18 protein-coding genes are annotated in these 22,523 nt (G+C 63.3%); 6 read left to right on the top strand and 12 right to left on the bottom strand.

The window, feature by feature from the left end:
• Positions 1–74 precede the first annotated feature (74 nt).
• Genes A6B35_RS18165 through A6B35_RS18150 form a run of 4 tightly spaced genes read right to left on the bottom strand, consistent with a single transcriptional unit; the run spans position 75 to position 4,146 of the window.
• Positions 75–725 (bottom strand): ABC-type transport auxiliary lipoprotein family protein, encoded by a 651-nt coding sequence (locus A6B35_RS18165; RefSeq protein ID WP_193364577.1) that lies wholly within the window; start codon positions 723–725, stop codon positions 75–77.
• A gap of 37 nt (positions 726–762) precedes the next feature.
• Positions 763–2,136 (bottom strand): MlaD family protein, encoded by a 1,374-nt coding sequence (locus A6B35_RS18160; protein ID WP_006206092.1) that lies wholly within the window; start codon positions 2,134–2,136, stop codon positions 763–765.
• 14 nt (positions 2,137–2,150) lie between these two features.
• Positions 2,151–2,966 carry an ABC transporter ATP-binding protein gene (locus tag A6B35_RS18155; protein WP_006206091.1) on the bottom strand — a complete coding sequence of 272 codons (816 nt, stop codon included), beginning with the start codon at positions 2,964–2,966 and terminating at the stop codon, positions 2,151–2,153.
• Between the two features lies 1 nt (position 2,967).
• Positions 2,968–4,146 (bottom strand): ABC transporter permease, encoded by a 1,179-nt coding sequence (locus A6B35_RS18150; RefSeq protein WP_006206090.1) that lies wholly within the window; start codon positions 4,144–4,146, stop codon positions 2,968–2,970.
• A 76-nt stretch (positions 4,147–4,222) separates the two neighbouring features.
• Between A6B35_RS18150 and dgcA the strand changes: the two genes are divergently transcribed.
• Positions 4,223–5,206 (top strand): N-acetyl-D-Glu racemase DgcA, encoded by a 984-nt coding sequence (dgcA, locus tag A6B35_RS18145; RefSeq protein WP_006206088.1) that lies wholly within the window; start codon positions 4,223–4,225, stop codon positions 5,204–5,206.
• Here dgcA and A6B35_RS18140 read toward each other — a convergent pair.
• Positions 5,177–6,391 carry an MFS transporter gene (locus A6B35_RS18140; RefSeq protein WP_006206087.1) on the bottom strand — a complete coding sequence of 405 codons (1,215 nt, stop codon included), beginning with the start codon at positions 6,389–6,391 and terminating at the stop codon, positions 5,177–5,179. The genes dgcA and A6B35_RS18140 overlap by 30 nt on opposite strands.
• Positions 6,392–6,518: 127 nt before the next feature.
• Positions 6,519–7,334 (bottom strand): UDP-2,3-diacylglucosamine diphosphatase, encoded by an 816-nt coding sequence (locus A6B35_RS18135; RefSeq protein ID WP_081482303.1) that lies wholly within the window; start codon positions 7,332–7,334, stop codon positions 6,519–6,521.
• A gap of 121 nt (positions 7,335–7,455) precedes the next feature.
• Between A6B35_RS18135 and A6B35_RS18130 the strand changes: the two genes are divergently transcribed.
• The 3 genes from A6B35_RS18130 to A6B35_RS18120 all read left to right on the top strand — a co-directional run bounded on the left by A6B35_RS18130 (position 7,456) and on the right by A6B35_RS18120 (position 12,055).
• The gene (locus A6B35_RS18130) at positions 7,456–8,235 is read left to right on the top strand and encodes an SDR family oxidoreductase (protein WP_006206085.1); all 780 of its coding nucleotides are present in this window, start codon (positions 7,456–7,458) and stop codon (positions 8,233–8,235) included.
• 161 nt (positions 8,236–8,396) lie between these two features.
• The gene (locus A6B35_RS18125) at positions 8,397–10,721 is read left to right on the top strand and encodes an NADP-dependent malic enzyme (RefSeq protein ID WP_006206084.1); all 2,325 of its coding nucleotides are present in this window, start codon (positions 8,397–8,399) and stop codon (positions 10,719–10,721) included.
• Positions 10,722–10,852: 131 nt separating this feature from the next.
• Positions 10,853–12,055: a DUF2865 domain-containing protein gene (locus tag A6B35_RS18120; RefSeq protein WP_006206083.1), complete on the top strand. Its 1,203-nt coding sequence runs from the start codon at positions 10,853–10,855 to the stop codon at positions 12,053–12,055.
• Here the strand turns inward: A6B35_RS18120 and A6B35_RS18115 are convergent.
• Entirely contained in the window at positions 11,973–13,346 is a 1,374-nt protein-coding gene (locus tag A6B35_RS18115; protein ID WP_006206082.1) for a glutamate--tRNA ligase, read from the bottom strand. The two genes, A6B35_RS18120 and A6B35_RS18115, sit on opposite strands and share 83 nt — an antisense overlap.
• Before the next feature lie 731 nt (positions 13,347–14,077).
• On the opposite strand from A6B35_RS18115, the gene A6B35_RS18110 reads away from it, so the two are divergent.
• Positions 14,078–17,857 carry a vitamin B12-dependent ribonucleotide reductase gene (locus tag A6B35_RS18110; protein WP_006206081.1) on the top strand — a complete coding sequence of 1,260 codons (3,780 nt, stop codon included), beginning with the start codon at positions 14,078–14,080 and terminating at the stop codon, positions 17,855–17,857.
• Between the two features lie 149 nt (positions 17,858–18,006).
• Here A6B35_RS18110 and A6B35_RS18105 read toward each other — a convergent pair whose 3' ends face one another.
• Together A6B35_RS18105 and A6B35_RS36240 are read right to left on the bottom strand one after the other, a co-directional pair.
• The gene (locus tag A6B35_RS18105; RefSeq protein WP_081482302.1) at positions 18,007–18,615 is read right to left on the bottom strand and encodes a class I SAM-dependent DNA methyltransferase; all 609 of its coding nucleotides are present in this window, start codon (positions 18,613–18,615) and stop codon (positions 18,007–18,009) included.
• 36 nt (positions 18,616–18,651) lie between these two features.
• A complete protein-coding gene (locus A6B35_RS36240; protein ID WP_006206079.1) occupies positions 18,652–18,816 on the bottom strand; it encodes a hypothetical protein in 165 nt (54 codons plus the stop codon).
• 104 nt (positions 18,817–18,920) lie between these two features.
• On the opposite strand from A6B35_RS36240, the gene A6B35_RS18100 reads away from it, so the two are divergent.
• Positions 18,921–19,835 (top strand): LysR substrate-binding domain-containing protein, encoded by a 915-nt coding sequence (locus A6B35_RS18100; protein ID WP_006206078.1) that lies wholly within the window; start codon positions 18,921–18,923, stop codon positions 19,833–19,835.
• Positions 19,836–19,861: 26 nt separating this feature from the next.
• Here the strand turns inward: A6B35_RS18100 and A6B35_RS18095 are convergent, their stop codons facing one another.
• From A6B35_RS18095 to A6B35_RS18085, 3 genes are all read right to left on the bottom strand, one after another.
• Positions 19,862–20,404: a DUF2314 domain-containing protein gene (locus tag A6B35_RS18095; protein ID WP_006206077.1), complete on the bottom strand. Its 543-nt coding sequence runs from the start codon at positions 20,402–20,404 to the stop codon at positions 19,862–19,864.
• 211 nt (positions 20,405–20,615) lie between these two features.
• Positions 20,616–21,683, bottom strand: coding sequence for a glycoside hydrolase family 25 protein (locus A6B35_RS18090; RefSeq protein ID WP_040584074.1), 1,068 nt, complete (start codon positions 21,681–21,683; stop codon positions 20,616–20,618).
• A gap of 178 nt (positions 21,684–21,861) precedes the next feature.
• Positions 21,862–22,479 (bottom strand): transglutaminase-like cysteine peptidase, encoded by a 618-nt coding sequence (locus A6B35_RS18085; RefSeq protein WP_040584072.1) that lies wholly within the window; start codon positions 22,477–22,479, stop codon positions 21,862–21,864.
• Between the last annotated feature and the right edge of the window lie 44 nt (positions 22,480–22,523).

Below are 22,523 nucleotides of genomic sequence, written 5' to 3'. Positions count from 1 at the left end.
AGCCCGCCTTTTTTATTTGTCCGCCGTCATTCAACATTGAATGCATGCGCACCGGCCGAGCCGTTCGGGCGCTGTCAGATCACTGAATCCGTCCAGCGGACAATGTCCTTCGCCGCCTTACCGAAAGCGCTGTCCAGCGCGTCGACATAGGCCGGGTTGCCGCTGCCCGAGACCGGCGCGCTGGCAGTGAAGGTCTTGGAGGCGCGCACCTCGCCGTTGCGGTCGTTCAATATGCGCACGAACAGGTCGACCTCGGCATGCTCGCCGCCATCGACCCGGACTTCGAAGGAACGAACCTCGACGATCACCTGATAGTCGATCGCCAGGCCCTCGCCCGGCTTGCCGACGCCAGCGAAGCTGCCGGAGCGCTGGAACGTCTCGGCGAGCCTTGCCTGCACGATCAGCGGCAGCCGGTCGGCCCATTGCGCGCCCTTGAGATACTGGATCGAGCGGTCGGACGGCTTGATGACGATGTTCTGGCTGTCGAGCGCCTTGAGCGCGGAGGGTTGGGCAATCAGGATCTGGCGGCGGCTGTGGCCATGCGCGTCGATCGACGGCGCCGAAAGCTCGAATGTATCGAGCGGCGCAGGCTTGCCGCCAAGTGCCGCGCACCCGGCAAGCGTCAGCGCGAGCAATGCCGCAGCCGATGTCAACCCGTCTGTTCTCACCCACACCGACTTCACGCGCGATCCCCGTTGTCCCCGGATCGTAAGATCAACCCGCAATTGCGGTCTATGTTCTTGCGGTGGACGGACGCCGAAGTCAACGCCGCACCCTGCCGTCATATTGCCGGACCTCGCCCTCGCCACCCGACAGGATCCGCTGCGGATTGCGGCTGAGATCGGTCACTGCCTCCTCGATGCGGTTGATCGAGCGGCGGCTGTCCTGGACCAGCGCCTCGACATCCTGCAGACCCTGGCCCGAGAAACGAGCCAGATTGTCGGTGATGGTGCCGAGGCGGGCATTGAGCGTATCGGCAACCTGCTTGAACGACTTCAACGTACTTCTGGCATCGGCCATGACGCCGTCAGCCTGTCCTGAGCCGAGTAAGGTGTCGACCCTGGCCAAGATGCCGTCGACGCGCACCGAGGCATCGTTGAGGCGCTGTGCCAGTTGCTTGGCGTCCTTGATGGTCTGGTCGATATCGTCGCTTCTGTCGGCGATCCTGTCGGTCACTTTGGCGATGTCGGCGGCGGCCTTGTCGGCACTTTCGCTGGCCTTCTGGATATTGGCGAGCGCCGTGCGCACCTCTGCCGGATCGATGCCGTCGAGAACGCCATTGACCTTGTCCAGCGTACCTTGCGTCTTCTGGGCGAAGTTGTTGATCGACCCGACCGCCGTGTCGACGTTCTTGATCACACCGTCGAACTGCTTGGAGGTTTCCTTCAGATTGCCGGTGACCGTATCGACATTGGCGACGATGCTCTTGATCTGGTCCTTGTCGACGGCGTTGAGCAGGCCTTCTGCGGCTTTCAGCGTGCCGTCGAGCTTGCCCGACACGCCCTTCAGCTCATCCGACAGCGAACTGACGCTGGCGAGGAACTTGTCGATGCCGTCGGAATTCTTGGCCAGCGCATCGGAGAACGTCTGGGCGTTCTTGACGGTCTGGGTCAGCGGACCGCGAACGTCCTGGGTGAACCCTTCCAGATTCGAAAGCACCTTGTCGGCGCGGGTGAAGATGTCCTGCGCGGTCTGCAGCAGGTTGGTGACGGCGGACGGATTTGCGACGATCTCGGCGACCTTGCCTTCCTTTTCGGCCTGGTCGAGCAGTTTGACCTCCTTGGGGTCGGCGCCCTTGAGCTCGATATTGGCCTGGCCGGTCAGGCCGGCAAGCCCGATATCGGCCTGCGTTGACTTGGTGATCGGCGTCATGCGGTCGATTTCGGTGTCGGCGATGGCGACCGTCGGGTTGTCGACATCGATATAGACGCGCTTGACGTCACCCACCTTGACGCCGTTGAACAGCACGAAGCTGCCGCGCCCCAAGCCGGACGCCGAGCCCGGAATGCGCACGCGCAGCACCGCCGTCTCGCCCCTGTCACCAATCGCAGCGGTCCAATAGACGAAGGCGAAGGCCGCCAGAATAGCGGCCAGCGTGAAGATGCCGACAATGACGTAGTTGGCTCTGGTTTCCATTGCCCCACTTATGGCTATGCGCGCGCCGCAAGATCAAGTTGGCGCGCGCGTTTTCCGCGGAAATAGGATTTCACCCACGGCTCCTCGCTCTTCAGCATGTCGTCGATCGTGCCTTCGACCAGCACCTTCTTCTTGCCGAGCACCGCAACGTGGTCGCAAGCAGTGAACAGCGTGTCGAGATCGTGCGTGACCATGTAGACCGTCAGGTCCATCGTATCGCGCAGCTTGACCACCAGTTCGTCGAATTCGGCCGCGCTGATCGGGTCGAGGCCGGAAGTCGGCTCGTCGAGGAAGACGATGTCCGGGTCGAGCGCCAGCGCACGCGCCAGCGCCGCGCGCTTGATCATGCCGCCGGAGAGTTCGGAGGGGAATTTCTGCGCCGCGTCAGGCGGCAAGCCGACCAGCTCGATCTTGAGCAAAGCCAATTCATCCATCAGCTTCTTCGGCAGGTCGAGATATTCGCGCATCGGCACCTGCACGTTCTCCTGCACCGTCAGCGCCGAAAACAGCGCGCCATGCTGGAAAAGAACGCCGAGGCGCATGTCGATGCGCAAGCGCTCGATGTCGCTTGCCTTGTCGACGTTGACGCCAAACAGCTTGATCGTCCCCGACTGCTTGCGCAGCAAGCCAAGAATGGTGCGCAAAAGCACCGATTTGCCGGCGCCCGAAGCGCCGACAAAGCCCAGGATTTCGCCGCGTTTGATGTCGAGTGAAAGTTTGTCGAGGATCAGCTTGTCATCGATGGCAACGGTGACGTCGCGCACCGAAAGCACGATCTCGCTCTCGTCCTGCTCCTCCACCTTGGTCCCGTTGCCATTCGTCACCGCCATGTCAGAACTCGATCGCTGCGTAGAACATGGCGAAAAGGCCGTCGAGGATGATGACCACGAAGATCGACTTCACCACCGAAGCGGTCACGTGCTGGCCCAGCGATTCGGCGCTGCCGCCGACCTTCATGCCTTCGACGGAGGCGATGGTGCCGATGATCATGGCCATGAACGGCGCCTTGATCAGCCCGGCAAAGATCGTGCTGAGATCGATGGCGACGCGCAGACGGTCGATAAAGGCAGCCGGAGGGATGTCCGAGTAAAGCCATGCTGCGACGATGCCGCCGCCAAGCGCGGCGAAATTGGCGATGATGGTCAGGCAAGGCAGGGCGATCACCAGGGCGACCAGGCGCGGAAAGACCAGCACGCCAATCGGGTTCAGGCCGATGACCTTCAGCGCGTCGACCTCCTCGCGCATCTTCATCGAACCGATCTCGGCGGTGATGGCGCTGCCGGAGCGGCCGGCTATCATGATCGCGGTCATCAGCACGCCGAGCTCGCGCAGGATCAGCACGCCGACGAGGTCGACGACGAAGATGTCGGCGCCGAAATAGCTGAGCTGGTAGGCGCCCTGCTGGGCGACGATGGCGCCGACGATGGCCGACATGAGCACCACGACCGGGATGGCGCCGACGCCCATGCGGTCGATCTGGTTGAAGATCGCGGCCGGATTGACGGCATGGCCGCGACCGAGCTTCATCTGCGCGCCGCGGATGGTGGCGCCGAGGATGTTCATCGACGCCAGGAAATCGTCGCGCATCTCATAGACGCGGCGGCCGACCGCCTCGAGCCCGCGGATGATGATGTTGGGCGGCCCGGCCGCTCCCGATTCGGGCTCGCGCCGGACCGCGTCGCCGACAGCGCCAAGCAGGATCGAAGCAATCTCGCTCTGCCCTTGCAACTTGACTTCGACGCCCTTCTTCTCGAAAGCGCTGACCAGGCGATCGATCAGCCAGGCGCCGGCGGTGTCCATCTTTTCAATCTGCGAAAGATCTAGCGCCAAGGTCTTGAAACCGCTGCGCTTCTCGATCCGGCGCATCTCCGCGTCGACCAGTGCCACGGTGCGTGTCGTCCAGGTTCCGGAAAAGGCGCAGCCGAGAACGCCGCCCTCCTCGCCGACGGCGATGCGCGGCTGGCCATTTGGCTCCTTGGCGGTTGCGTCGCGTTTGCCGATGGTCAACATGGCGTCCTGTTTAGCCTGCCGGAACCAGCCTGTCATTTGCCGGCATGCCGTTGTCGCATAGCCTGAGAAGAAAAATATGGCGCGTGTCATTTCGGTCGAATCCGAGCGTTTTCCAATCGCCGGCACCTTCACCATTTCACGCGGCTCGAAGACGGAAGCCGAAGTGATCGTCTGCACGATCAGCGACGGCGGCCATCGCGGACGGGGCGAATGCGTTCCTTACAAGCGCTATGGCGAGACCATGGAGGGCGTGCGCGAGGCGATCGACGCTATGCGCGAGATGATCGCTGGCGGCATCAGCCGAACCGAACTGCTCGACGCGATGCCCGCCGGGGCGGCCCGCAACGCCATCGACTGTGCTCTGTGGGATCTGGAAGCAAAGACAAGCGGCAAGCCGGTTGCGGCCAGCATTTGCAAGGCTCCGTTGCGAGCGCTCGAGACAGCCTACACGCTGTCTCTGGGCGAACCGGAGGCGATGGCGGCGCAGGCGCGCTCCAATGCCTCGCGGCCGCTGCTCAAGGTCAAGATCGGCGGCGACAACGACATCGCCCGCATTCGTGCCGTGGCGGAGGCGGCACCGGACAGCCGCATCATCCTCGACGCCAACGAGGGCTGGACCGATGAAAACATCGTCGAAAACCTCGCTTTTGCCGCCGCGCAACGCATCGCTTTGATCGAGCAGCCGCTTCCCGCCGGTCGCGACGGCATTTTGGGGCATATCGCGCATCCGGTGCCGATCTGCGCCGACGAGAGCGTGCACGAGGCGAAAAACCTCGAAGCGCTGGTTGGCCTTTACGACGCCGTCAACATCAAGCTCGACAAATCGGGCGGCCTGACGGAAGCGCTGGTGTTGCGCGACCGTGCCCGAGAACTCGGCTTCGGTATCATGGTCGGCTGCATGGTCGGCACGTCACTGGCCATGGCGCCCGCAGTGCTCTTGGCACAAGACGCCGATTTCGTCGACCTGGACGGCCCGCTGCTCTTGGCCCGCGACCGCGAGCCCGGCCTCGTCTACGAGGGGTCGCTGGTCTCACCCCCTGATAGGGCGCTGTGGGGCTGAGCGCGCGGCGAGCCCGATCAGCACCAGACCAAAGATAGCGATCGGAATCATCGCCCAAAAGCCATCGACGCCGAGGCGGTCGTAGAGTGGGCCCGACGCCAGCGTGACCACAGCCATGAAGAAGCCGTTGAAGAAATAGGCAATGCCTTGCGCAGCACCCGTGCGCTCTTCGGAGACGGTTTCGCCGATCATCTTCTGCAGGCCGATCAGCACCATCGCCACCGACACCGAATGCAAGGTCTGGACGCCGAAGAAGCCGGCAACGCCAAGGCCAAGCGGCCAGATCAGCGGAAAAGCGATCCAGCGCACGATCGAGCCGATGCCGGCGATCACCATGACCTGGACGACGGAAACGGAGGCGAAAATGCGGTTGAAAAACAAAAACATGCAGACCTCGGCCACCACGCCCCAGGCCCAGAGCAGCCCGACGACGGAATCGCTGATGCCGATCGACTTCCAGTAGATCGACACGAAGCCGTAGAGAAAGGCATGGCTGGCGGTGATGATGCCGACGCCGAAGGTAAAATACAGGAAGTAGGCGTTGAGCAGCTTTGGCGCCGCGTGCTGGATGTCGGTGGCCGAAAGCGGCGAGGCGCGGCGCGGACGGCCAAGACGCGGCGCCAGCAATCCGGCCAGAAGTGCGGCGGCTAGGGCTACGAAGATGATCGCCGGCACGGCCTTGGGGCCCGTCCAGGCCAGGATGAAGCCGCCGGCGATGTTGGCGCAGAGATAAGAGATCGAGCCCCATTTGCGCATGGCGGTATAGTTGGAGCCGAAGCGGCGCACGCCCGAAAGCGCCAGAGAATCGGCGATCGGCGAATGCGGCGTCCAGACGATGGTCAGTGCCAGCGAAACGGCCAACACCATGGCGTAGGTGGGGGTGAGGAAATAGCCGGCGGAGATGACCATGGTCGCGGCGACGAGCACGACATAGACATTGGCCCGGTCCTTCGCCCGGTCGGCCAGGGCGGTCAGCAGCGGCGTCGTCACCACGCGCAGGAACATCGGCGCGGCCAGGATGACCGCGATCTGTCCGGCATGGAAACCCTCGGCCTGCAGCCACAGCGGGAAATAAGGCAGATGGATGCCGAGCGACACGAACAGCGTGAAGAAGATCAGGCTCATGCGCAGTTCGAAATGGCGCGGCTTGACGAGCTGTTCGGGTGAAAGCGGCGGCAGGGACATGAATCGATCCAATTACGCCGCATTCGACCAGACGGCAGCAACGTGATCGACCATTAACACGGAGAAAAAACGGGCGAAACCGGTTGGACTAATCGATTGATTCGGTAGTCCGCGACCGGCCGTGGCTTCACGCCGCTTCGACCACCCGGTCCTCGATGAGCATCGGGATGAACGGTTCGTCCGGAGCCTCGGGCAGGACCTTGGCCCAGTGCAGGATTTCCATCCGGCCGTCGAAATGCTCGACCACCGCCGTGCAGCTTTCCACCCAGTCGCCGGTGTTGATGTACTGCACGTCCTCGTAGTTCTCGATCGCGGCGTGGTGGATGTGGCCGCAGATGACGCCGTCGACATGCGAGCGGCGCGCTTCCTCCGTCAGCATGGTCTGGAACGAGCCGATGAAGTTCACCGCCTTCTTGACGTTGACCTTGGCCCAGGACGAAAACGACCAGTAAGGCAGGCCAAGCAACTGGCGAAGCCGCGTCACAACCCTGTTGACGAGCATGGCTGCGTCATAGGCATAGTCGCCGAGATAGGCCAACCAGCGCGCATTGTGGACGACGGTGTCGAACTGATCGCCATGGATGACCAGCAGGCGCCTGCCGTCGGCGGTTTCGTGGATGGCGCGGTCGGCGACGACGATGCCGCCGAAATGCACGCCCTGGAACTGGCGCGCGAACTCGTCATGATTGCCGGCGATGTAGGTGATGTTGGCGCCCTTGCGCGCCTTGCGCAGCAATTTCTGTACGACGTCATTGTGGCTCTGCGGCCAGTGCCAGCTGCGCCTCAGGCGCCAGCCATCGACGATGTCGCCGACGAGATAGATGATATCGGCGTCGTGATGGCGCAGGAAATCGATCAGGAAGTCGGCCTTGGCCGCCTTCGAGCCGAGATGGACGTCGGAGATGAACATGCTGCGGAAAGTGCGGGGCTCTGGGCCAGACATCAGATCGTCACCGTTGCTTTCGCGCAGGCTATGCCCCGATTCATGCAACAACCGTATGACGGTTGCGATTGGTCCAGCTGAAGAGCTAGCGTGCCGCGCTTGATCAGAGGAGAAAATCATCATGGATCTCGGCATTCGCGGCAAGAAGGCGATCGTCTGCGCATCAAGCAAAGGACTTGGGCGCGGCTGCGCCATGGCGCTGGCCGAGGCCGGCTGCGATCTGGTGGTCAACGGCCGCAATGGCGAGCTGCTGACCAGCACCGCCCAGGACATCCGTGATCGCTACGGCGTCAAGGTGACCGAGATCCTCGGTGACGTGTCGAAGCCCGAAGTGCAGAAGGCGATGCTTGCCGCCTGCCCCGATCCCGACATCCTCGTCAACAACAATGGCGGCCCGCCGCTGCGCGACTTCCGCACGCTCGACCGCGAGAAGATCCTCGAAGGCGTCACCCAGAACATGGTGACGCCGATCGAGCTGATCCAGGCGGTCATCGACGGCATGGCGGCGCGCGGCTTCGGCCGCATCGTCAACATCACCTCGCTGTCGGTCTATGTGCCGATCCCCGGCCTCGATCTGTCGTCCGGCGCGCGCGCCGGCTTGACCTCGTTCCTGGCCGGCGTGGCCCGCACTGTGATCGACCGCAACGTGACCATCAACAGCATGCTGCCCGGCAAGCTCGATACCGACCGGCTGCGCGGCCCGCATGAAGCCGGCACGCCGGAAGACCCGGCTGCGGCAGCCGAACGCAAGGCCCGCATCAGCGCCGACGTGCCGGCCAAGCGGCTTGGCACACCAGAGGAGTTCGGCCAGATCTGCGCCTTCCTGTGCTCGGTTCATGCCGGCTACCTGACCGGGCAGAACATTCCGGTGGATGGCGGCCTCTACGTCAGCGCGTTCTGACGGCGAGGCCTGGCTTTCTCGCAGGATCTCAACACAAAAGATTGAAATAGCTCGGTCTTTTCGACTTTGACCCTTTCCTTCGCGCTTGCGTCATTTGGCGTCGCGAAAAACCGATGCCGCATGCTAAAAGGCAGCGAGGCAACATCGCAGGGAGGGCCGGTATGGACAGCGAGAACAAGAAGGCGGCCCGGTCGGACCTCGACGAGGCCGCACTCTACTTCCACAAGCACCCGACCCCCGGAAAGCTCGAAATCCAGGCGACGAAGCCGCTCGGCAACCAGCGCGACCTGGCGCTTGCCTATTCGCCCGGCGTCGCCGCCCCTTGCCTCGAAATCCGCGACAATCCGGCAACCGCCGCCGACTACACGGCGCGCGCCAACCTGGTCGGCGTCGTCTCCAACGGCTCGGCGGTGCTTGGCCTCGGCAATATCGGTCCGCTCGCCTCCAAGCCGGTCATGGAAGGCAAGGCGGTGCTGTTCAAGAAATTCGCCGGCATCGACGTCTTCGACATCGAGATCGACGCGCCCGGGATCGAGCGCATGGTCGAGACGATCTCGGCGTTGGAGCCGACCTTCGGCGGCATCAACCTCGAGGACATCAAGGCGCCCGAGTGCTTCGAGGTCGAGGAACAGCTCAAGGCCCGCATGGGCATACCGGTGTTCCATGACGACCAGCACGGCACGGCGATCATCGTCGCCGCTGCGGTGCTCAACGGGCTGGAATTTGCCGGCAAGGCGATTTCGGACATCAAGATCGTCACCTCGGGCGCTGGTGCCGCAGCCCTGGCCTGCCTCAATCTGCTGGTCTCGCTCGGCGCCAAGGTCGAAAACATCTGGGTCACCGACCGGTTCGGCGTCGCCTACAAGGGGCGCACGGACGAGATGGACCGCTGGAAGGATCCTTATGTGAAGGATACTGCAGCGCGGACGCTGGCCGATGTGATTTCGGGCGCCGATGTCTTCCTCGGCCTGTCGGCCGCCGGCGTGCTGAAACCGGAACTGCTGCAGCATATGGCACCGAAGCCGCTGATCCTGGCGCTGGCCAACCCCAATCCGGAGATCATGCCGGAGGCGGCGCGGGCGGCGCGGCCAGACGCGATGATCTGTACCGGCCGTTCGGATTTTCCCAATCAGGTCAACAATGTACTGTGCTTCCCTTACATTTTTCGCGGAGCCCTGGACTGCGGCGCCAGCGCCATCAATGAAGAGATGAAGATGGCGGCGGTGCGGGCGATCGCAGCCCTTGCCCGCGAGGAGCCGTCCGACGTCGCTGCGCGCGCCTATTCGGGCGAGACGCCGATCTTCGGACCTGATTTCCTGATCCCCTCGCCCTTCGACCCCAGGCTGATCCTGCGCATTGCGCCGGCAGTGGCGAAGGCAGCCTGCGACACCGGTGTGGCGACCAGGCCGATCACCGACTTCGCCGCCTATATCGACGAGCTCAACCGCTTCGTCTTCCGCTCCGGCCTGGTGATGAAGCCGGTGTTCTCGTCCGCCAAGGCGTCGAGCGCCAAGCGCGTCATCTATGCCGAGGGCGAGGACGAGCGGGTGCTGCGCGCCGCGCAGGTTGTGCTTGAGGAAGGCATTGCCGAGCCGATCCTGATCGGGCGTCCGCATGTCATCGAAGTCAGGCTGAAGCGCTATGGATTGCGCATCAAGCCGGGCGTCGATTTCGGCCTGATCAACCCCGAGGACGATCCGCGCTACCGCCACTATGTCGACCTGTTGATCGAGCTTGCCGGCCGGCGCGGCGTGACGACGGAGGCAGCCCGCACCATGGTGCGTACCGACAACACGGTGATCGCCGCCCTTGCGCTCAAGCGCGGCGACGCCGATGCCATGGTCTGCGGTCTCGAAGGCCGTTTCGAGCGGCATCTGCGCAACGTCACCCTGATCATCGGGCCACGCGAGGGCATCAAGGACCGGGATCTGTCGACGCTGTCGATGCTGATCTCGCAGCGCGGCATCATCTTCCTCACCGACACGCATGTCTCGGTCGACCCGACGGCGGAAGAGATCGCCGAGATGACGGTGCTGGCGGCGGAGGAGATCCAGCGTTTCGGCATCGAGCCCAAGGCAGCACTTCTGTCGCATTCGGATTTCGGCTCGCGCGATTCGCCGAGCGCGCTGAAGATGCGCCAGGCGGCGGCAATCCTGGCGCGCATCGCGCCGGAATTGCAAAGCGACGGCGAGATGCATGCCGACTCGGCGCTGTCGGAGCAGTTGCGCCAGCGCGTCTATCCGCATTCGCGGCTGAAGGGCGAAGCCAATCTGCTGGTGTTCCCAAACCTCGATTCCGCCAACATCACGCTGACGGCGCTGCGCGCCATGATGGATGCGCTGCATGTCGGGCCGATCCTGCTCGGCACGGACAAGCCTGCACACATATTGACGCCTTCGGTGACCTCGCGCGGCGTCGTCAACATGACCGCGCTCGCCGTGGTCGAGGCGGCGCACAAGGCGCAGGCGGTGGTCAATCTGGGCTAAGGCCGCATTTGGCGCTAAGCTGCCGTCACGTTTGGTTGCAGATTCGATTGCGTTTGGTTGCAGACTAAGGCGCGGTTAACCGCGGTCGCGTTAGTTTCGTGGGCGAACAGGCAAGCGGAGTTTTGGGGCACATGGCGGGCGCAGGGTCGAGGCTGACGCACCTTGCCGCGCTGCTTGGCGCGCTCGCGGCATCGGTCGTTGGCGTCACCGAGCCGCAAGCCGCCTCGCGCACCTGCCGCCAGCTCGAAGCACAGCTTGCCGCCGCATCGAATGGTGGCGGCGGCAAGCCGGCTATGATCCGCAAATATGACGACGCCATCACCCGCCAGCGCCAGCAACTGGCCAAGGCGCGCGGACAGGCGAGCGATGCCAGCTGCGGTTTCTCGCTGTTTTCCCGCAACGTCAGCGAATGCGCGGCACTCAACGCCACCATCGATCGCATGAATGCCAATCTCGACGCCCTGCAGGCAAAGCGCGAGCGGCTTGCCGGCGGCGGCACGCGACGCGACCGCAGCCGCATCCTGGCGGCGCTCGACGCCAATGGCTGCCGTGAGGACAGGATCGAGCCGCGGCGCGCGCCGGTCCAGGAAGCGGCTCGCGAAGGCGGCAACGGCAACCTGTTCGACCAGCTTTTCGGCGGCAGCGGCCATCTCGACGCGCTCGAGCAGCCCGATTATCCGGACGAAGAGCGTGCCATACGCCGGGTGATCAACCAGCCCGACGGCATGGACCTGCCGCGGCTGAGCGGCGAGTACCGCACCATGTGCGTGCGCACCTGCGACGGCTATTTCTTCCCGATGTCGAACGCCGCCTCGCTCGGCGACTTCGAGCGCGACCAGAAGAACTGCGAATCGAGCTGCCCCGGCACCGAGATGCAGGTTTTCTACACCCGCGGCATGGATGACGATTCGGCGAACATGACATCGTCGGTTACCGGCAGGCCCTATAGCGAAATGCCGACGGCCTATCTCTACAAGCAGACCAATATGCCCAGGCCGCCGGCCTGCGGCTGCAATGCCCAGGCCGGGAATTTCGAGATCATCGCCGGCAATCCGCCAAGCCCGGAACAATCCGTCCCCGATGCGACGACGACGCCGTTCACTCCGGTGCCGGCCAACAAGCCGGATCCGGGCGCCGATCCCGAGACGCTCGCCAATGCAGAGGGCGGCCTCGACCGCGACACGATCAAGCGTATGGCCGAAAAGCCCGCCACCTCGCCGGTCTCGGCGTTGCCGCCGGACCAGCGCAAGGTCAGGGTCGTCGGGCCAGCGTTCCTTCCCGACCCAGCAGGGGCAATAGATCTGCAAGCTCCGGCCCGGAAGGCTGTCCAGTAAGGGCGAGCCTTAGCGGCATGAACAGCGCCTTGCCCTTGCGGCCCGTCGCCTCCCGGATCTTGCCGGTCCAGTCCTTCCAGACGGTGCCGTTCCACGGCTCTTCCGGCAACAGGTCGAACGCCTCGCGAAGGAAGTCGCGGTCCTCGCCGGAAAGCTCCGGCGGCTCCTGCGGCCCGTCGCCGAGTATGCGCCACCACTGAACCGCATCGGCCAGCCTGTCGAGATTGCCGCGCACGGCCAGCCAGAACGGCTCGGCCTTGTCGCCGGAGACGCCGAGCACGATCAGCCGGTCGCGCGCCTCGGAGAACGGCATATGGTGTATCAGCGCCCGATTGAGCACGAAAAGCTCGTCCGGATCGAACTTGGCCGCTGATTTCGAGGTCGCGGCCGGATCGAAATGGCCCGCAAGCTCGGCAAGGTCAGGCATGGTGGCGACATTTTCGGAGGTGCCGACCAGCACGGCCAGCGAGGCGACGGCCATCGGCTCGATACCGTCCTCGCGCAGGCTTTCGATCGACAGCGCGCCAGTGCGCTTCGATAGCCCCTCGCCCGATGCCGTGGTCAGGAGGTTGTGGTGGCCGAAAACCGGCGGCACAGCCTCAAGCGCCTGGAACAGGGCGATCTGCACGCCGGTGTTGGTGACATGGTCGTCGCCGCGGATGACGTGCGTGACGCCCATCTCGATGTCGTCGACCACGGAAGGCAACGTATAGAGATAGGTGCCGTCCTCGCGCAGCAGCACCGGATCGGACAGCGAAGCGAGATCGACGGTCTCCTCGCCGCGCACCAGATCGTTCCAGTGGATCTCGGTGCGCTCGGGCTGCAGCGGATCGCTGGTGAAGTTCGGCAGGAGGAAGCGCCAGTGCGGCTTGCGGCCGTCCGACTGGTATTCGGCCACCTGCTCCGGCGTCAGCGTCAGCGCCTCGCGGCCATAGACCGGCGGCAGACCGCGCGTGCGTCGCACCTTGCGGCGGAGATCGAGCTCTTCCGGCGTTTCGTAGCAGGCATAGAGAACGCGCGCCGCCTTCAGCCGCTCGACCGCCGCATCGTAGATCTCGACGCGCCGCGACTGATATTCGGTGACATCGGGGAAAATCCCCAGCCAGTGCAGGTCGTAAAGGATGGAATCGGCAAACTCCTGCGTCGAGCGGGAGATATCGGTGTCGTCGAAGCGCTGGATGAAGCGGCCCTTGTTGTTCAAGGCGAACAGCCAGTTGAACAGCGCGGTGCGTGCGTTGCCGATATGGATGCGGCCGGTCGGCGATGGGGCAAAACGGACGGTAACTGTCATGAGCGGGGCGTAGCGGATGCTTTTCCGGTTGACAAGACGCGCCCCCGCGCGACGGGCAGACATAGAACATAGAGGGCTAAATGAAAAGGCAGTGGATCACAGCCGCTGCACGTAGCGACCAAAGCGAGGCATGGCGGTCGCAAAGGCCGGGCAAACCGGGGTTTCAGGAGCGCCATTCTGTCCCCGTTATCCACATGTGTGACACACAAGATATTGGGGTCACAAAAGCTACGCAAACGAATCCTTGACGGCGCAAAACGAGTCGCCTTTTATAGGCCATGCGCTCCTGTTGAGAGCGCGACCGGAATGTTCTGAGCCCGGTCTTTTTTCCCGGAATTTGTGCGTTTTGCCCGCATTTCCGCCCGTTACGAGGCCGGCGGAAGCGTTGGGGTTGTTGGGGCCAGGGGTGGCGAAAAGGGACAATTGTCGGACTGGAAAAAATACTCTGTTAACACTATATTTAGTGTTTGCAGGCAGGTTCGGCGCTAGATAATGTGAAATTCCTCGATCGGGGGAATCGAGCAAAAAGTTTCAGATTTGAGGGACCCGCAGGGGTCGCCAGTGGGTTGGACAGGCGCTTCGCAAGAAGTCTGGCCGGCAGGACGGGCGGAAGCTGCGAAAGGAGATGCCGGCGTTGTCAAGACGTCGGCCAACGGCGGACTGCGCGTTTCGCTTTGGGGGCAGAAATCCCTGGGGAAAAGCGCTATATATAGACAAAAGGGATCGGACCAATGCGCATCGAGCGTCGTTTCACCAAGCAAGGGCAATCAGCTTACGCGGAGATCGAATTCCGCAAGGCGCTTTCGGAGATCAAGAATCCGGATGGCTCGGTGGTGTTCCGCTTGGACAATATCGATGTGCCGGCGCAGTTCTCCCAGGTCGCGGCTGACATCCTGGCGCAGAAATATTTCCGCAAGGCCGGCGTTCCGGCGCGCCTGAAGAAGGTCGAGGAGAACGACGTTCCCTCCTTCCTGTGGCGCTCCGTCGCCGACGAGGCGGAACTGGCCAAGCTCCCCGAGGCAGAGCGTTATGGCTCCGAAATCGACGCCCGCCAGGTCTTCGACCGTCTTGCCGGCACCTGGACCTATTGGGGTTACAAGGGCGGCTACTTCAAGTCCGAGGACGACGCGCGCACCTTCCGCGACGAGCTTGCCTATATGCTGGCCACCCAGCGCGTGGCGCCGAACTCGCCGCAGTGGTTCAACACCGGCCTGCATTGGGCCTATGGCATCGACGGTCCGAGCCAGGGCCACTTCTATGTCGACCCGTTCACCGGCAAGCTGACCAAGTCGAAGTCCTCCTACGAGCATCCGCAGCCGCATGCCTGCTTCATCCAGGGCGTGCAGGACGATCTCGTCAACGAAGGCGGCATCATGGACCTTTGGGTGCGCGAAGCGCGCCTGTTCAAGTACGGCTCGGGCACCGGCTCCAACTTCTCGTTCCTGCGCGGCGAAGGCGAAAAGCTGTCCGGCGGCGGCCGCTCGTCCGGCCTGATGAGTTTCCTCAAGATCGGCGACCGCGCGGCGGGCGCCATCAAGTCAGGCGGCACGACGCGCCGCGCCGCCAAGATGGTCATCGTCGATGCCGACCACCCCGATATCGAGGAATTCATCGACTGGAAGGTCAATGAGGAGCAGAAGGTCGCCTCGCTGGTCACCGGCTCGAAGATGGTCAAGAAGCATCTCGAAGCGATCATGAAGGCCTGCGTCAACTGCGAAGGCCATGACGACGACTGCTTCGACCCGGCGATCAACACCGCGCTGAAGCGTGAGATCAAGCTGGCCAAGAAGGACGCGGTGCCGGAGAACTACATCTACCGGGTCATCCAGTTCGCCAAGCAAGGCTACACGTCGATGTCGTTCAAAACTTACGACACCGACTGGGATTCCGACGCCTACCTCACCGTTTCCGGCCAGAACTCCAACAACTCGGTTTCGCTGAAGGACAATTTCCTGCGCGCCGTCGAGCAGGATGGCGACTGGCAGCTGACCGCCCGCAAGGACGGCAAGGTGCTGAAGACGCTGAAGGCCAGGGATCTCTGGGAAAAGATCGGCTATGCCGCTTGGGCATCGGCCGATCCGGGCCTGCATTTCAACACGACGATGAACGACTGGCACACCTGCGCGTCGGCCGGTGCGATCCGGGCCTCCAACCCGTGCTCGGAATACATGTTCCTCGACGACACGGCCTGCAACCTCGCCTCGATCAACCTTTTGCCCTACCGCAACGCCGACGGCACGATCGACATCGCCGCCTACGAGCACACGGTGCGGCTGTGGACCATCGTACTTGAAATCTCGGTGATGATGGCGCAGTTCCCGTCGAAGGAGATCGCCAAGCTTTCCTACGAATACCGCACGCTGGGCCTCGGCTACGCCAATATCGGCGGCCTGCTGATGACCTCGGGCATCCCCTATGACTCCGACGAGGGCCGCGCCATCTGCGCCGCGCTCACCGCGATCATGACCGGTACTGCCTACGCCACGTCGGCCGAGATGGCGTCCGAACTCGGCGCCTTCCCCGACTATGACCGCAACGCCCAGAACATGCTGCGCGTCATGCGCAACCACCGCCGCGCCGCCTATGGCGACAAGGACGGTTACGAGAAGCTGGCCGTCAATCCGGTGCCGCTGGTTGCTTCCGACCTCAAGCAGCAGGCGCTTGCCGAACACGCCAAGGCCGCCTGGGACCGCGCCATCGAGCTCGGCGAGGAGCATGGCTACCGCAATGCGCAGGCAACGGTGATCGCGCCGACCGGCACGATCGGCCTGGTCATGGATTGCGACACCACCGGCATCGAGCCCGACTTCGCTCTGGTGAAGTTCAAGAAGCTCGCCGGCGGCGGCTACTTCAAGATCATCAACCGCGCCGTGCCGGAAGCGCTGCGCACGCTCGGCTATTCCGAGAGCCAGATCGCCGAGATCGAGGCCTATGCGGTCGGCCACGGCAACCTCAACCAGGCGCCCGGCATCAACCCCGGCTCGCTCAAGGCCAAGGGTTTTTCGGACGACAAGATCGCGGCGCTGAATGCGGCGCTGAAGTCGGCCTTCGACATCAAGTTCGTCTTCAACCAGTGGACGCTGGGCGCCGACTGGGTGAAGGAGACTTTTGGGTTCACGGATGAGCAGCTCAACGATTTCTCGTTCGAGATCCTGCCGGCGCTGGGCTTCGCCAAGAAGGACATCGAGGCCGCCAACATCCATGTATGCGGCGCGATGACGCTGGAAGGCGCGCCGTTCCTGAAGGCCGAGCACCTGGCGGTGTTCGACTGCGCCAGCCCTTGCGGCAAGATCGGCAAGCGCTCGCTGTCGATCAACAGCCACATATTGATGATGGCGGCGGCGCAGCCCTTCATCTCCGGCGCCATCTCCAAGACCATCAACATGCCGAACGAAGCGACAGTGGAAGACGCCAAAGGCGCCTACATGCTGTCGTGGAAGCTGGCGCTGAAGGCCAACGCGCTCTATCGCGACGGCTCGAAACTGTCGCAGCCGCTCAATTCCTCGCTGCTCGCCGATGGCGAGGAGGACGAGGACGATGCGGTCGAGCAGCTGATCCAGGCACCGGCCGCACAGCGCGCGGTGCAGGTGACGGAGAAGATCGTCGAACGCGTCGTCGAGCGTCTCTATCGCGACCGTGAAAAGCTGCCGAACCGCCGCAAGGGCTACACCCAGAAGGCGGTCGTCGGTGGTCACAAGGTCTATCTCAGGACCGGCGAATTCGACGATGGTCGTATCGGCGAGATCTTCATCGACATGCACAAGGAAGGTGCCGCCTTCCGCGCGATGATGAACAATTTCGCCATCGCCATCTCGCTCGGCCTGCAATATGGCGTGCCGCTCGAAGAATTTGTCGAGGCCTTCACCTTCACCAAGTTCGAGCCGGCCGGCATGGTGCAGGGCAACGATGCGATCAAGAACGCCACGTCGATCCTCGACTACGTGTTCCGTGAACTTGCCGTGTCCTATCTCGGCCGCCACGACCTCGCCCATGTCGACCAGTCGGATTTCGACAAGACGGCACTCGGCCGCGGCATCACCGAAGGCAAGGCAACGCCCTTCTCGAAGGGCCTGACCCGCGGCGTTTCTCCGGTCAAGCTGGTCTCGGGCGCCAGCGCAGAGCCCAAGGGCTTTGGCGGCACGGCGCCGACCACCGCCCCTGCCCGCGCCGCGCCGACTGCCTTTTCGGGTTCCAACGTGCTGGCGCTGAAGCCGGCCAGCGACGAGGCCATCGCCTATAAGCGCGACTACGAGGAGCGGGCCCGGGAACTGGTCGAGGACATCGTCTATGAAGAGGCGGCCGACGAGGCGTCGGGGGCTTCGGCGCTGTTCACCGACGCAGCGGCAAACGAAGCCGCCGAGGCGAAGGCGCTTGCCGCAACCCGGCGTCAGCAATCGCTGATGCAGGGCTACACCGGCAACGAGTGCTCGGAATGCCACAACTTCACCATGGTGCGGAACGGCACCTGCGAGAAGTGCGATACGTGCGGTTCTACGAGCGGGTGCAGCTGAGGAAAGTTGAGCCGCTAAGACGGAACATCATCGGCCCGGTCGTGAGATCGGGCCGATTTTTTGGTAGATCCAAGGGCGATGGGAATGACGCGCGGTAGGGAACACTCCACAGAAGGCTAGCAGCGCAAACCACAACAGTCCGCGGTGCGTCATGCCGGCTTCACAGCCAGGAACGTGTTCCATTCTTCGCGATCGCGGCCGACGTTGAAATCGTCCCTGATAAGCACCAGCCCGGCGGCTTCGAGCCGCGCCGCGAAGTCGTCCCTGCGCCAGTAGACCGTGTGATATTCGCCGCCCGTCTCGCCATCGCCATTGCGCATCGAGACGAGGAAGGCGCCGCCTGGCCGCAGCGACTGGGCAATCTTGGCAAGCACCTGGTCGGTCTGGTCGCGAGGCACATGGATCAGGACACAGAGGGCCAGGACGGCGTCGTAGGGGCCGCCGAGATCATCGGTGATGAGATCGAGTAGCTCACCCTGCTTGCCGCGCGCGGCCTGCAGCTCAAGAAACCGCTTCGTTGCGTCGGTGCGCCGAACCCTGACACCCAGGGTCTCGAGAAAGTCGGCATCGTATCCGGGTCCGGACCCAACTTCCAGAATCTGGCCGCTCGTGCCGGCGATCGCCACAAGACGCTTCAGCGATGCCTGCTCTCGCTCGTTGGGGACATGCCGCACGATCGCATCGTAGCGTTCGGCATAGTCCTCATAGGCACTGATCGTTTGCCGGCTCTTCGCCAGAGCCTCCGATGACACATCCATCTTTTCCTCCCTTGCATCCATGGTCAAAGAGCTTCCTCAACGAATGGTTCCGGGAGGAACATGTCCATCGAGCATGCCGATATCGCGCAGGAAATGGTCCGACAGCGAACGGTGGTCGAGCAGGCCGCGTTTGCGGGGCCTGAACGGCGCGATGAAGAGGTCGAGCATCGGACGACGAAGCGTGTTGTACAGAGTGGTCATTGCCGTGTCCTTTCGGGTTCGATCTGATGGACAAAGCATGCCGTTTTCCGGCCTTGGTTTCCAATCGAACGTCGCGTACCATGCATCAGGAGGACTGATGCGTCATGAGTTGGGAGCTACCGCCATTAGCGGCCATTCGCGTCTTTGAAGCCGCGGCGCGGCTGGGCAGCTTCACCAAGGCGGCCGAAGAACTCGGCATGACACAGTCGGCGGCCAGCTATCAGATCAAGGTGCTGGAAGAACGCGCCGGAACGTCACTTTTCATAAGAAAAACAAGGCAGATCGCCCTGACCGAGGCCGGACAGCAGTTGGCGCCGCACGCAACAGGCGCCTTCTCGGCCCTGGCGGATGCCTGGGTCGCCACGAAGGGTGGAGCGACCGGCGTGCTGTCGGTGACGACCATGGAAACGTTTGCCTCGAACTGGCTGGCCGTATGGCTCGGAACATTCCAGCTGATGCATCCCGACCTTGCCGTGAAGGTCAACACATCGTCCCGGCTGGCCGATTTCACACGCGAGGACATGGATATCGGCATTCGCACCGGCACCGGAAAATGGCCCGGCCTGACGGCTCACTATCTGTTCAAGGCAGACTATACGCCAATGCTCAGCCCGAGGCTGGCCGAGAGCGTGGGCGGCATCCACCGCCCCGAGGATCTTTACAAGGTGGCGCTATGCTGTGCCGACGATCCCTGGTGGAAAATCTGGTTCGAGGCGGCCGGCGTACCCTTCGAGCCCGATCGCGTCATCGCGGGCCCGACGCTGGGGTCGCAGGCTTACGATGCAATGGCGGCGCTGACCGATCGGGGCGCCGCGATCCTCACCCGCAACATCTACAGCGCCCTTCTGGCAAAGGGCCAGTTGATACAGCCATTCGAAGTCCTTGGATCTGATGGCGATGGCTATTGGCTGGTGCACCTGGAAAGCCGCCGCAACACACCCAAGATCAAAGTGTTCCGGGACTGGGTGCTGGCGCAGACGGCGGAGATACGCGAGCGCGAAAGGCGCGAGGTCCGATAGGCTTTCAGGGCAGCGGTCGCGGGTCCTCAATCCTTGAAGGTGATGCCGTATTTTGCGGCCTGTTCCTTGGGCATGTCGGCGAACGCCTGGCGCGTGGTGTAGCCGCCATAGACTTCGCCCCCGTTCCTGATCATCCAGTCCTCGACGTCGGCTTCGGCCACCTTCATCCTGTCGCCGATCTTGTATTTGTTGCCGTTGACCGGTTCGTCGGCGAGCAGGCCGATGAAGGTGCCGTCGCTGTAGCCGAGCAGCTGCAGCCAGATATGCTCGGTGGCGCCGTTCTGCGTCAGCGGGAATTTCACCGTGTAGGTGCCGGGCGTGCCGGCGGCGATCAGTTCGTGGAAACGCGGCAGCGTCGAGCGGCCGGTCTTCTTGGCGGCCTGCATCGCTTCGTCGCCGGTATAGTAGGCGACGACGTTTTCCTGGACCGGACGCAGCGCCGTCGGTGAGGCACCGGGTGCCGCCTCCGGGATGGTAACCGGCTTGTTGCTCGGCATATGGCCGAGCGTGTTGAAAAACCCGTAGCCGAGAGCGGCCACAAAAGCGACTGCCAGAACCGGATTGCGCATCGACCCCTCACGCCATTGCGTTGAAGCATGTCGCTGTTCAAAACCGCTGCGCACTTGGGGGTAAGCCAAGGGGCATGGCTTCTGGACGACATGCACGATCACGCCGATGTTACCAATCGGGCGTTGCCGGACCGCTAAAGAAAAGGGTGAGCGGATCGTTAGAAAAACGCTGAAACTTGCCGCAAAACTTCAGAACGCAGGCGCGCCGCCTCTAATCCGCGTCGGCCACCATCTGGCGGCTGCCACCGGCCCACGCACGCCACTGCCTCTCATCGCCATGGAAGACGTTGAGGTCGATGCGGCCCCTCACCCCGTGCGACAGGCCGGAGCCGGAATATTGCCAGAACAACCATTTGCGGCCGGGATAGACTTTTGATGGATGCCGCGCCACCGCGCGCAGCCAGAACGGGTAATCCAGGAAGGCGCCGCGCAGATTGTCGCGGTAGAAATCGGGGCTGGTGTAGATGATGGGTCGCTGGCCGTAGTGTCGCTCCAGCTTGTCCATGAACACCTGCATCTTCTCCTGCACCGTCGCGCGCGACGGCCGCCGCTTGCAGGAGGACTCGCCGTTCCACTCGACATCGATCACCGGCGGCAGCGCACCCTCGACCCTCGGCACGTTGCGGATGAACCAGTCGGCCTGCTCGCCGGCGGTGCGGCACCAGTAGAAGAAGTGATAGGCGCCGCGCTTCAGCCCGGCGGCATCGGCATTGCGCCAGTTGGTCCTGAACATCGGATCGAGATGGTCGCCGCCGTCGGTGGCCTTGATGTAGGCGAAATTGGCGCCCTGGGCGCGCAGCTTGCCCCAGTTCACGTTGCCCTGCCAGCGCGAGACGTCGACGCCGTGCACGGCAAGGTGCCGGGGCGAAGCCCCGCGACCGAAATTGATCGGCTTGGCGTCGCGGAAACCGTAGCGCGTCACCGGCCCAGCCAGCATAGGGGGTGCCGCGCGTGTCAGCCGCTTCGGCTGCGACACCAGGGCAACCGGCTCGACCGGTGGCTCGATGGCCTCCTGCGGCAACGGTGTGTCCGCGTCGATCGTCTCTTCTTCCTCTGCCAGGGAAAAGGGCGGCGCATTGTCGGCCACTGGTGCGGCCTCGTCCGACATGGGCGCAAGTACGGGTGTGTCCGGGGCCGCCGCGACGGGCACGCTTGGCCGTACGACGGAGCTGGTCGTCTCGTTCGACGGCATTTGCAGGGCATCGACGCCTGCTGTCGACGAACAGCCGGCAAGCCACAGGGACGCGAGCGAGAAAATGACGACGCCTGGTAACCGCATCTGGACCTGTACGCAAAACACAACAGACCGAAGGCAACCAACCGCCGCCGGACAAGTGGCAATTCCCTAACGAGAAATTACCAACAAAGTTTGAATCAATTATTAGCGAAATGGTTGGGGAGCGCGGCTCTGCCCCGCTCTTGTCTGCGGAGAAACCGAAGCCGGGTTGGCGGCAAGACTATTTGACCGAGCTGACCAGGGTCTCGTCGCCGCTGAGGATGGAGACCCAGTGCCCGGAGTTGTCGCTCGCCTGTCGCTTCAGGTAGCGATAGCCGGTTTCGCTCCACAGGCGAACCTTGTCGCTGAGGTTGTCGAGGATGAAATCGCCCTTGTCCGTGCGCACGGTGAGTACCGCATGGCCTTCGCCGTCCGGCTTGCGGACCACGGTCATCAGCAGGTTGGATACGGCAACACCGTCTCTCATGAGCTCGCGCCGCTTTTCCAGCGCATAGTCCTCGCAATCACCGAAGCCATTGTCCGGATAGGCCCACCATTCCTCCTTGCCGTAATTGTCCATGTCGCTCATCGGCTTGACGCGCGCGTTGACCGAGGCGTCGACGGCAGTGATCTCACGCAGCAGCCTGCCGGTCATATGCTCCGGCGTGTTGTTGGGCGAACGGATTGAGCATTCGGCGGGATGGATCTTGCAGAAATCATAATGGCCGACCGGCTGGGACGTCGGACCGCCGACCATCATGGACAGGCTGGCGGCGCTGGCCAAAACCGGCACAGAGGCGAAAGCCGTCAGAGCTATTGCAAGCCGCGCCGCGCAACGCCAACCCGTAGAGGATGCCATTGCGGCCCCACGTCTGTTGTTTGTTAACAAAAGGCTAAGGGAGA

This window comes from Mesorhizobium amorphae CCNWGS0123, from assembly GCF_001686985.1.
GTDB lineage: Bacteria > Pseudomonadota > Alphaproteobacteria > Rhizobiales > Rhizobiaceae > Mesorhizobium > Mesorhizobium amorphae.
Note: the sequence above shows the minus strand (reverse complement) of the source record. Positions and strands in the feature narration are given on the sequence as shown.

What these genes read in the sequence shown, in the direction of transcription:
- A6B35_RS18110 (WP_006206081.1), top strand. Translation starts at nt 14,078, where the DNA reads ATGCGCATCGAGCGTCGTTTCACCAAGCAAGGGCAATCAGCTTACGCG.
- A6B35_RS18130 (WP_006206085.1), top strand. Translation starts at nt 7,456, where the DNA reads ATGGATCTCGGCATTCGCGGCAAGAAGGCGATCGTCTGCGCATCAAGC.
- A6B35_RS18135 (WP_081482303.1), bottom strand. Translation starts at nt 7,334, where the DNA reads ATGTCTGGCCCAGAGCCCCGCACTTTCCGCAGCATGTTCATCTCCGAC.
- A6B35_RS18160 (WP_006206092.1), bottom strand. Translation starts at nt 2,136, where the DNA reads ATGGAAACCAGAGCCAACTACGTCATTGTCGGCATCTTCACGCTGGCC.
- A6B35_RS18095 (WP_006206077.1), bottom strand. Translation starts at nt 20,404, where the DNA reads ATGCGCAATCCGGTTCTGGCAGTCGCTTTTGTGGCCGCTCTCGGCTAC.
- A6B35_RS18115 (WP_006206082.1), bottom strand. Translation starts at nt 13,346, where the DNA reads ATGACAGTTACCGTCCGTTTTGCCCCATCGCCGACCGGCCGCATCCAT.
- A6B35_RS18140 (WP_006206087.1), bottom strand. Translation starts at nt 6,391, where the DNA reads ATGTCCCTGCCGCCGCTTTCACCCGAACAGCTCGTCAAGCCGCGCCAT.
- dgcA (WP_006206088.1), top strand. Translation starts at nt 4,223, where the DNA reads ATGGCGCGTGTCATTTCGGTCGAATCCGAGCGTTTTCCAATCGCCGGC.
- A6B35_RS18105 (WP_081482302.1), bottom strand. Translation starts at nt 18,615, where the DNA reads ATGGATGTGTCATCGGAGGCTCTGGCGAAGAGCCGGCAAACGATCAGT.
- A6B35_RS18090 (WP_040584074.1), bottom strand. Translation starts at nt 21,683, where the DNA reads ATGCGGTTACCAGGCGTCGTCATTTTCTCGCTCGCGTCCCTGTGGCTT.
- A6B35_RS18120 (WP_006206083.1), top strand. Translation starts at nt 10,853, where the DNA reads ATGGCGGGCGCAGGGTCGAGGCTGACGCACCTTGCCGCGCTGCTTGGC.
- A6B35_RS18150 (WP_006206090.1), bottom strand. Translation starts at nt 4,146, where the DNA reads ATGTTGACCATCGGCAAACGCGACGCAACCGCCAAGGAGCCAAATGGC.
- A6B35_RS18155 (WP_006206091.1), bottom strand. Translation starts at nt 2,966, where the DNA reads ATGGCGGTGACGAATGGCAACGGGACCAAGGTGGAGGAGCAGGACGAG.
- A6B35_RS18125 (WP_006206084.1), top strand. Translation starts at nt 8,397, where the DNA reads ATGGACAGCGAGAACAAGAAGGCGGCCCGGTCGGACCTCGACGAGGCC.
- A6B35_RS18100 (WP_006206078.1), top strand. Translation starts at nt 18,921, where the DNA reads ATGAGTTGGGAGCTACCGCCATTAGCGGCCATTCGCGTCTTTGAAGCC.
- A6B35_RS18085 (WP_040584072.1), bottom strand. Translation starts at nt 22,479, where the DNA reads ATGGCATCCTCTACGGGTTGGCGTTGCGCGGCGCGGCTTGCAATAGCT.
- A6B35_RS36240 (WP_006206079.1), bottom strand. Translation starts at nt 18,816, where the DNA reads ATGACCACTCTGTACAACACGCTTCGTCGTCCGATGCTCGACCTCTTC.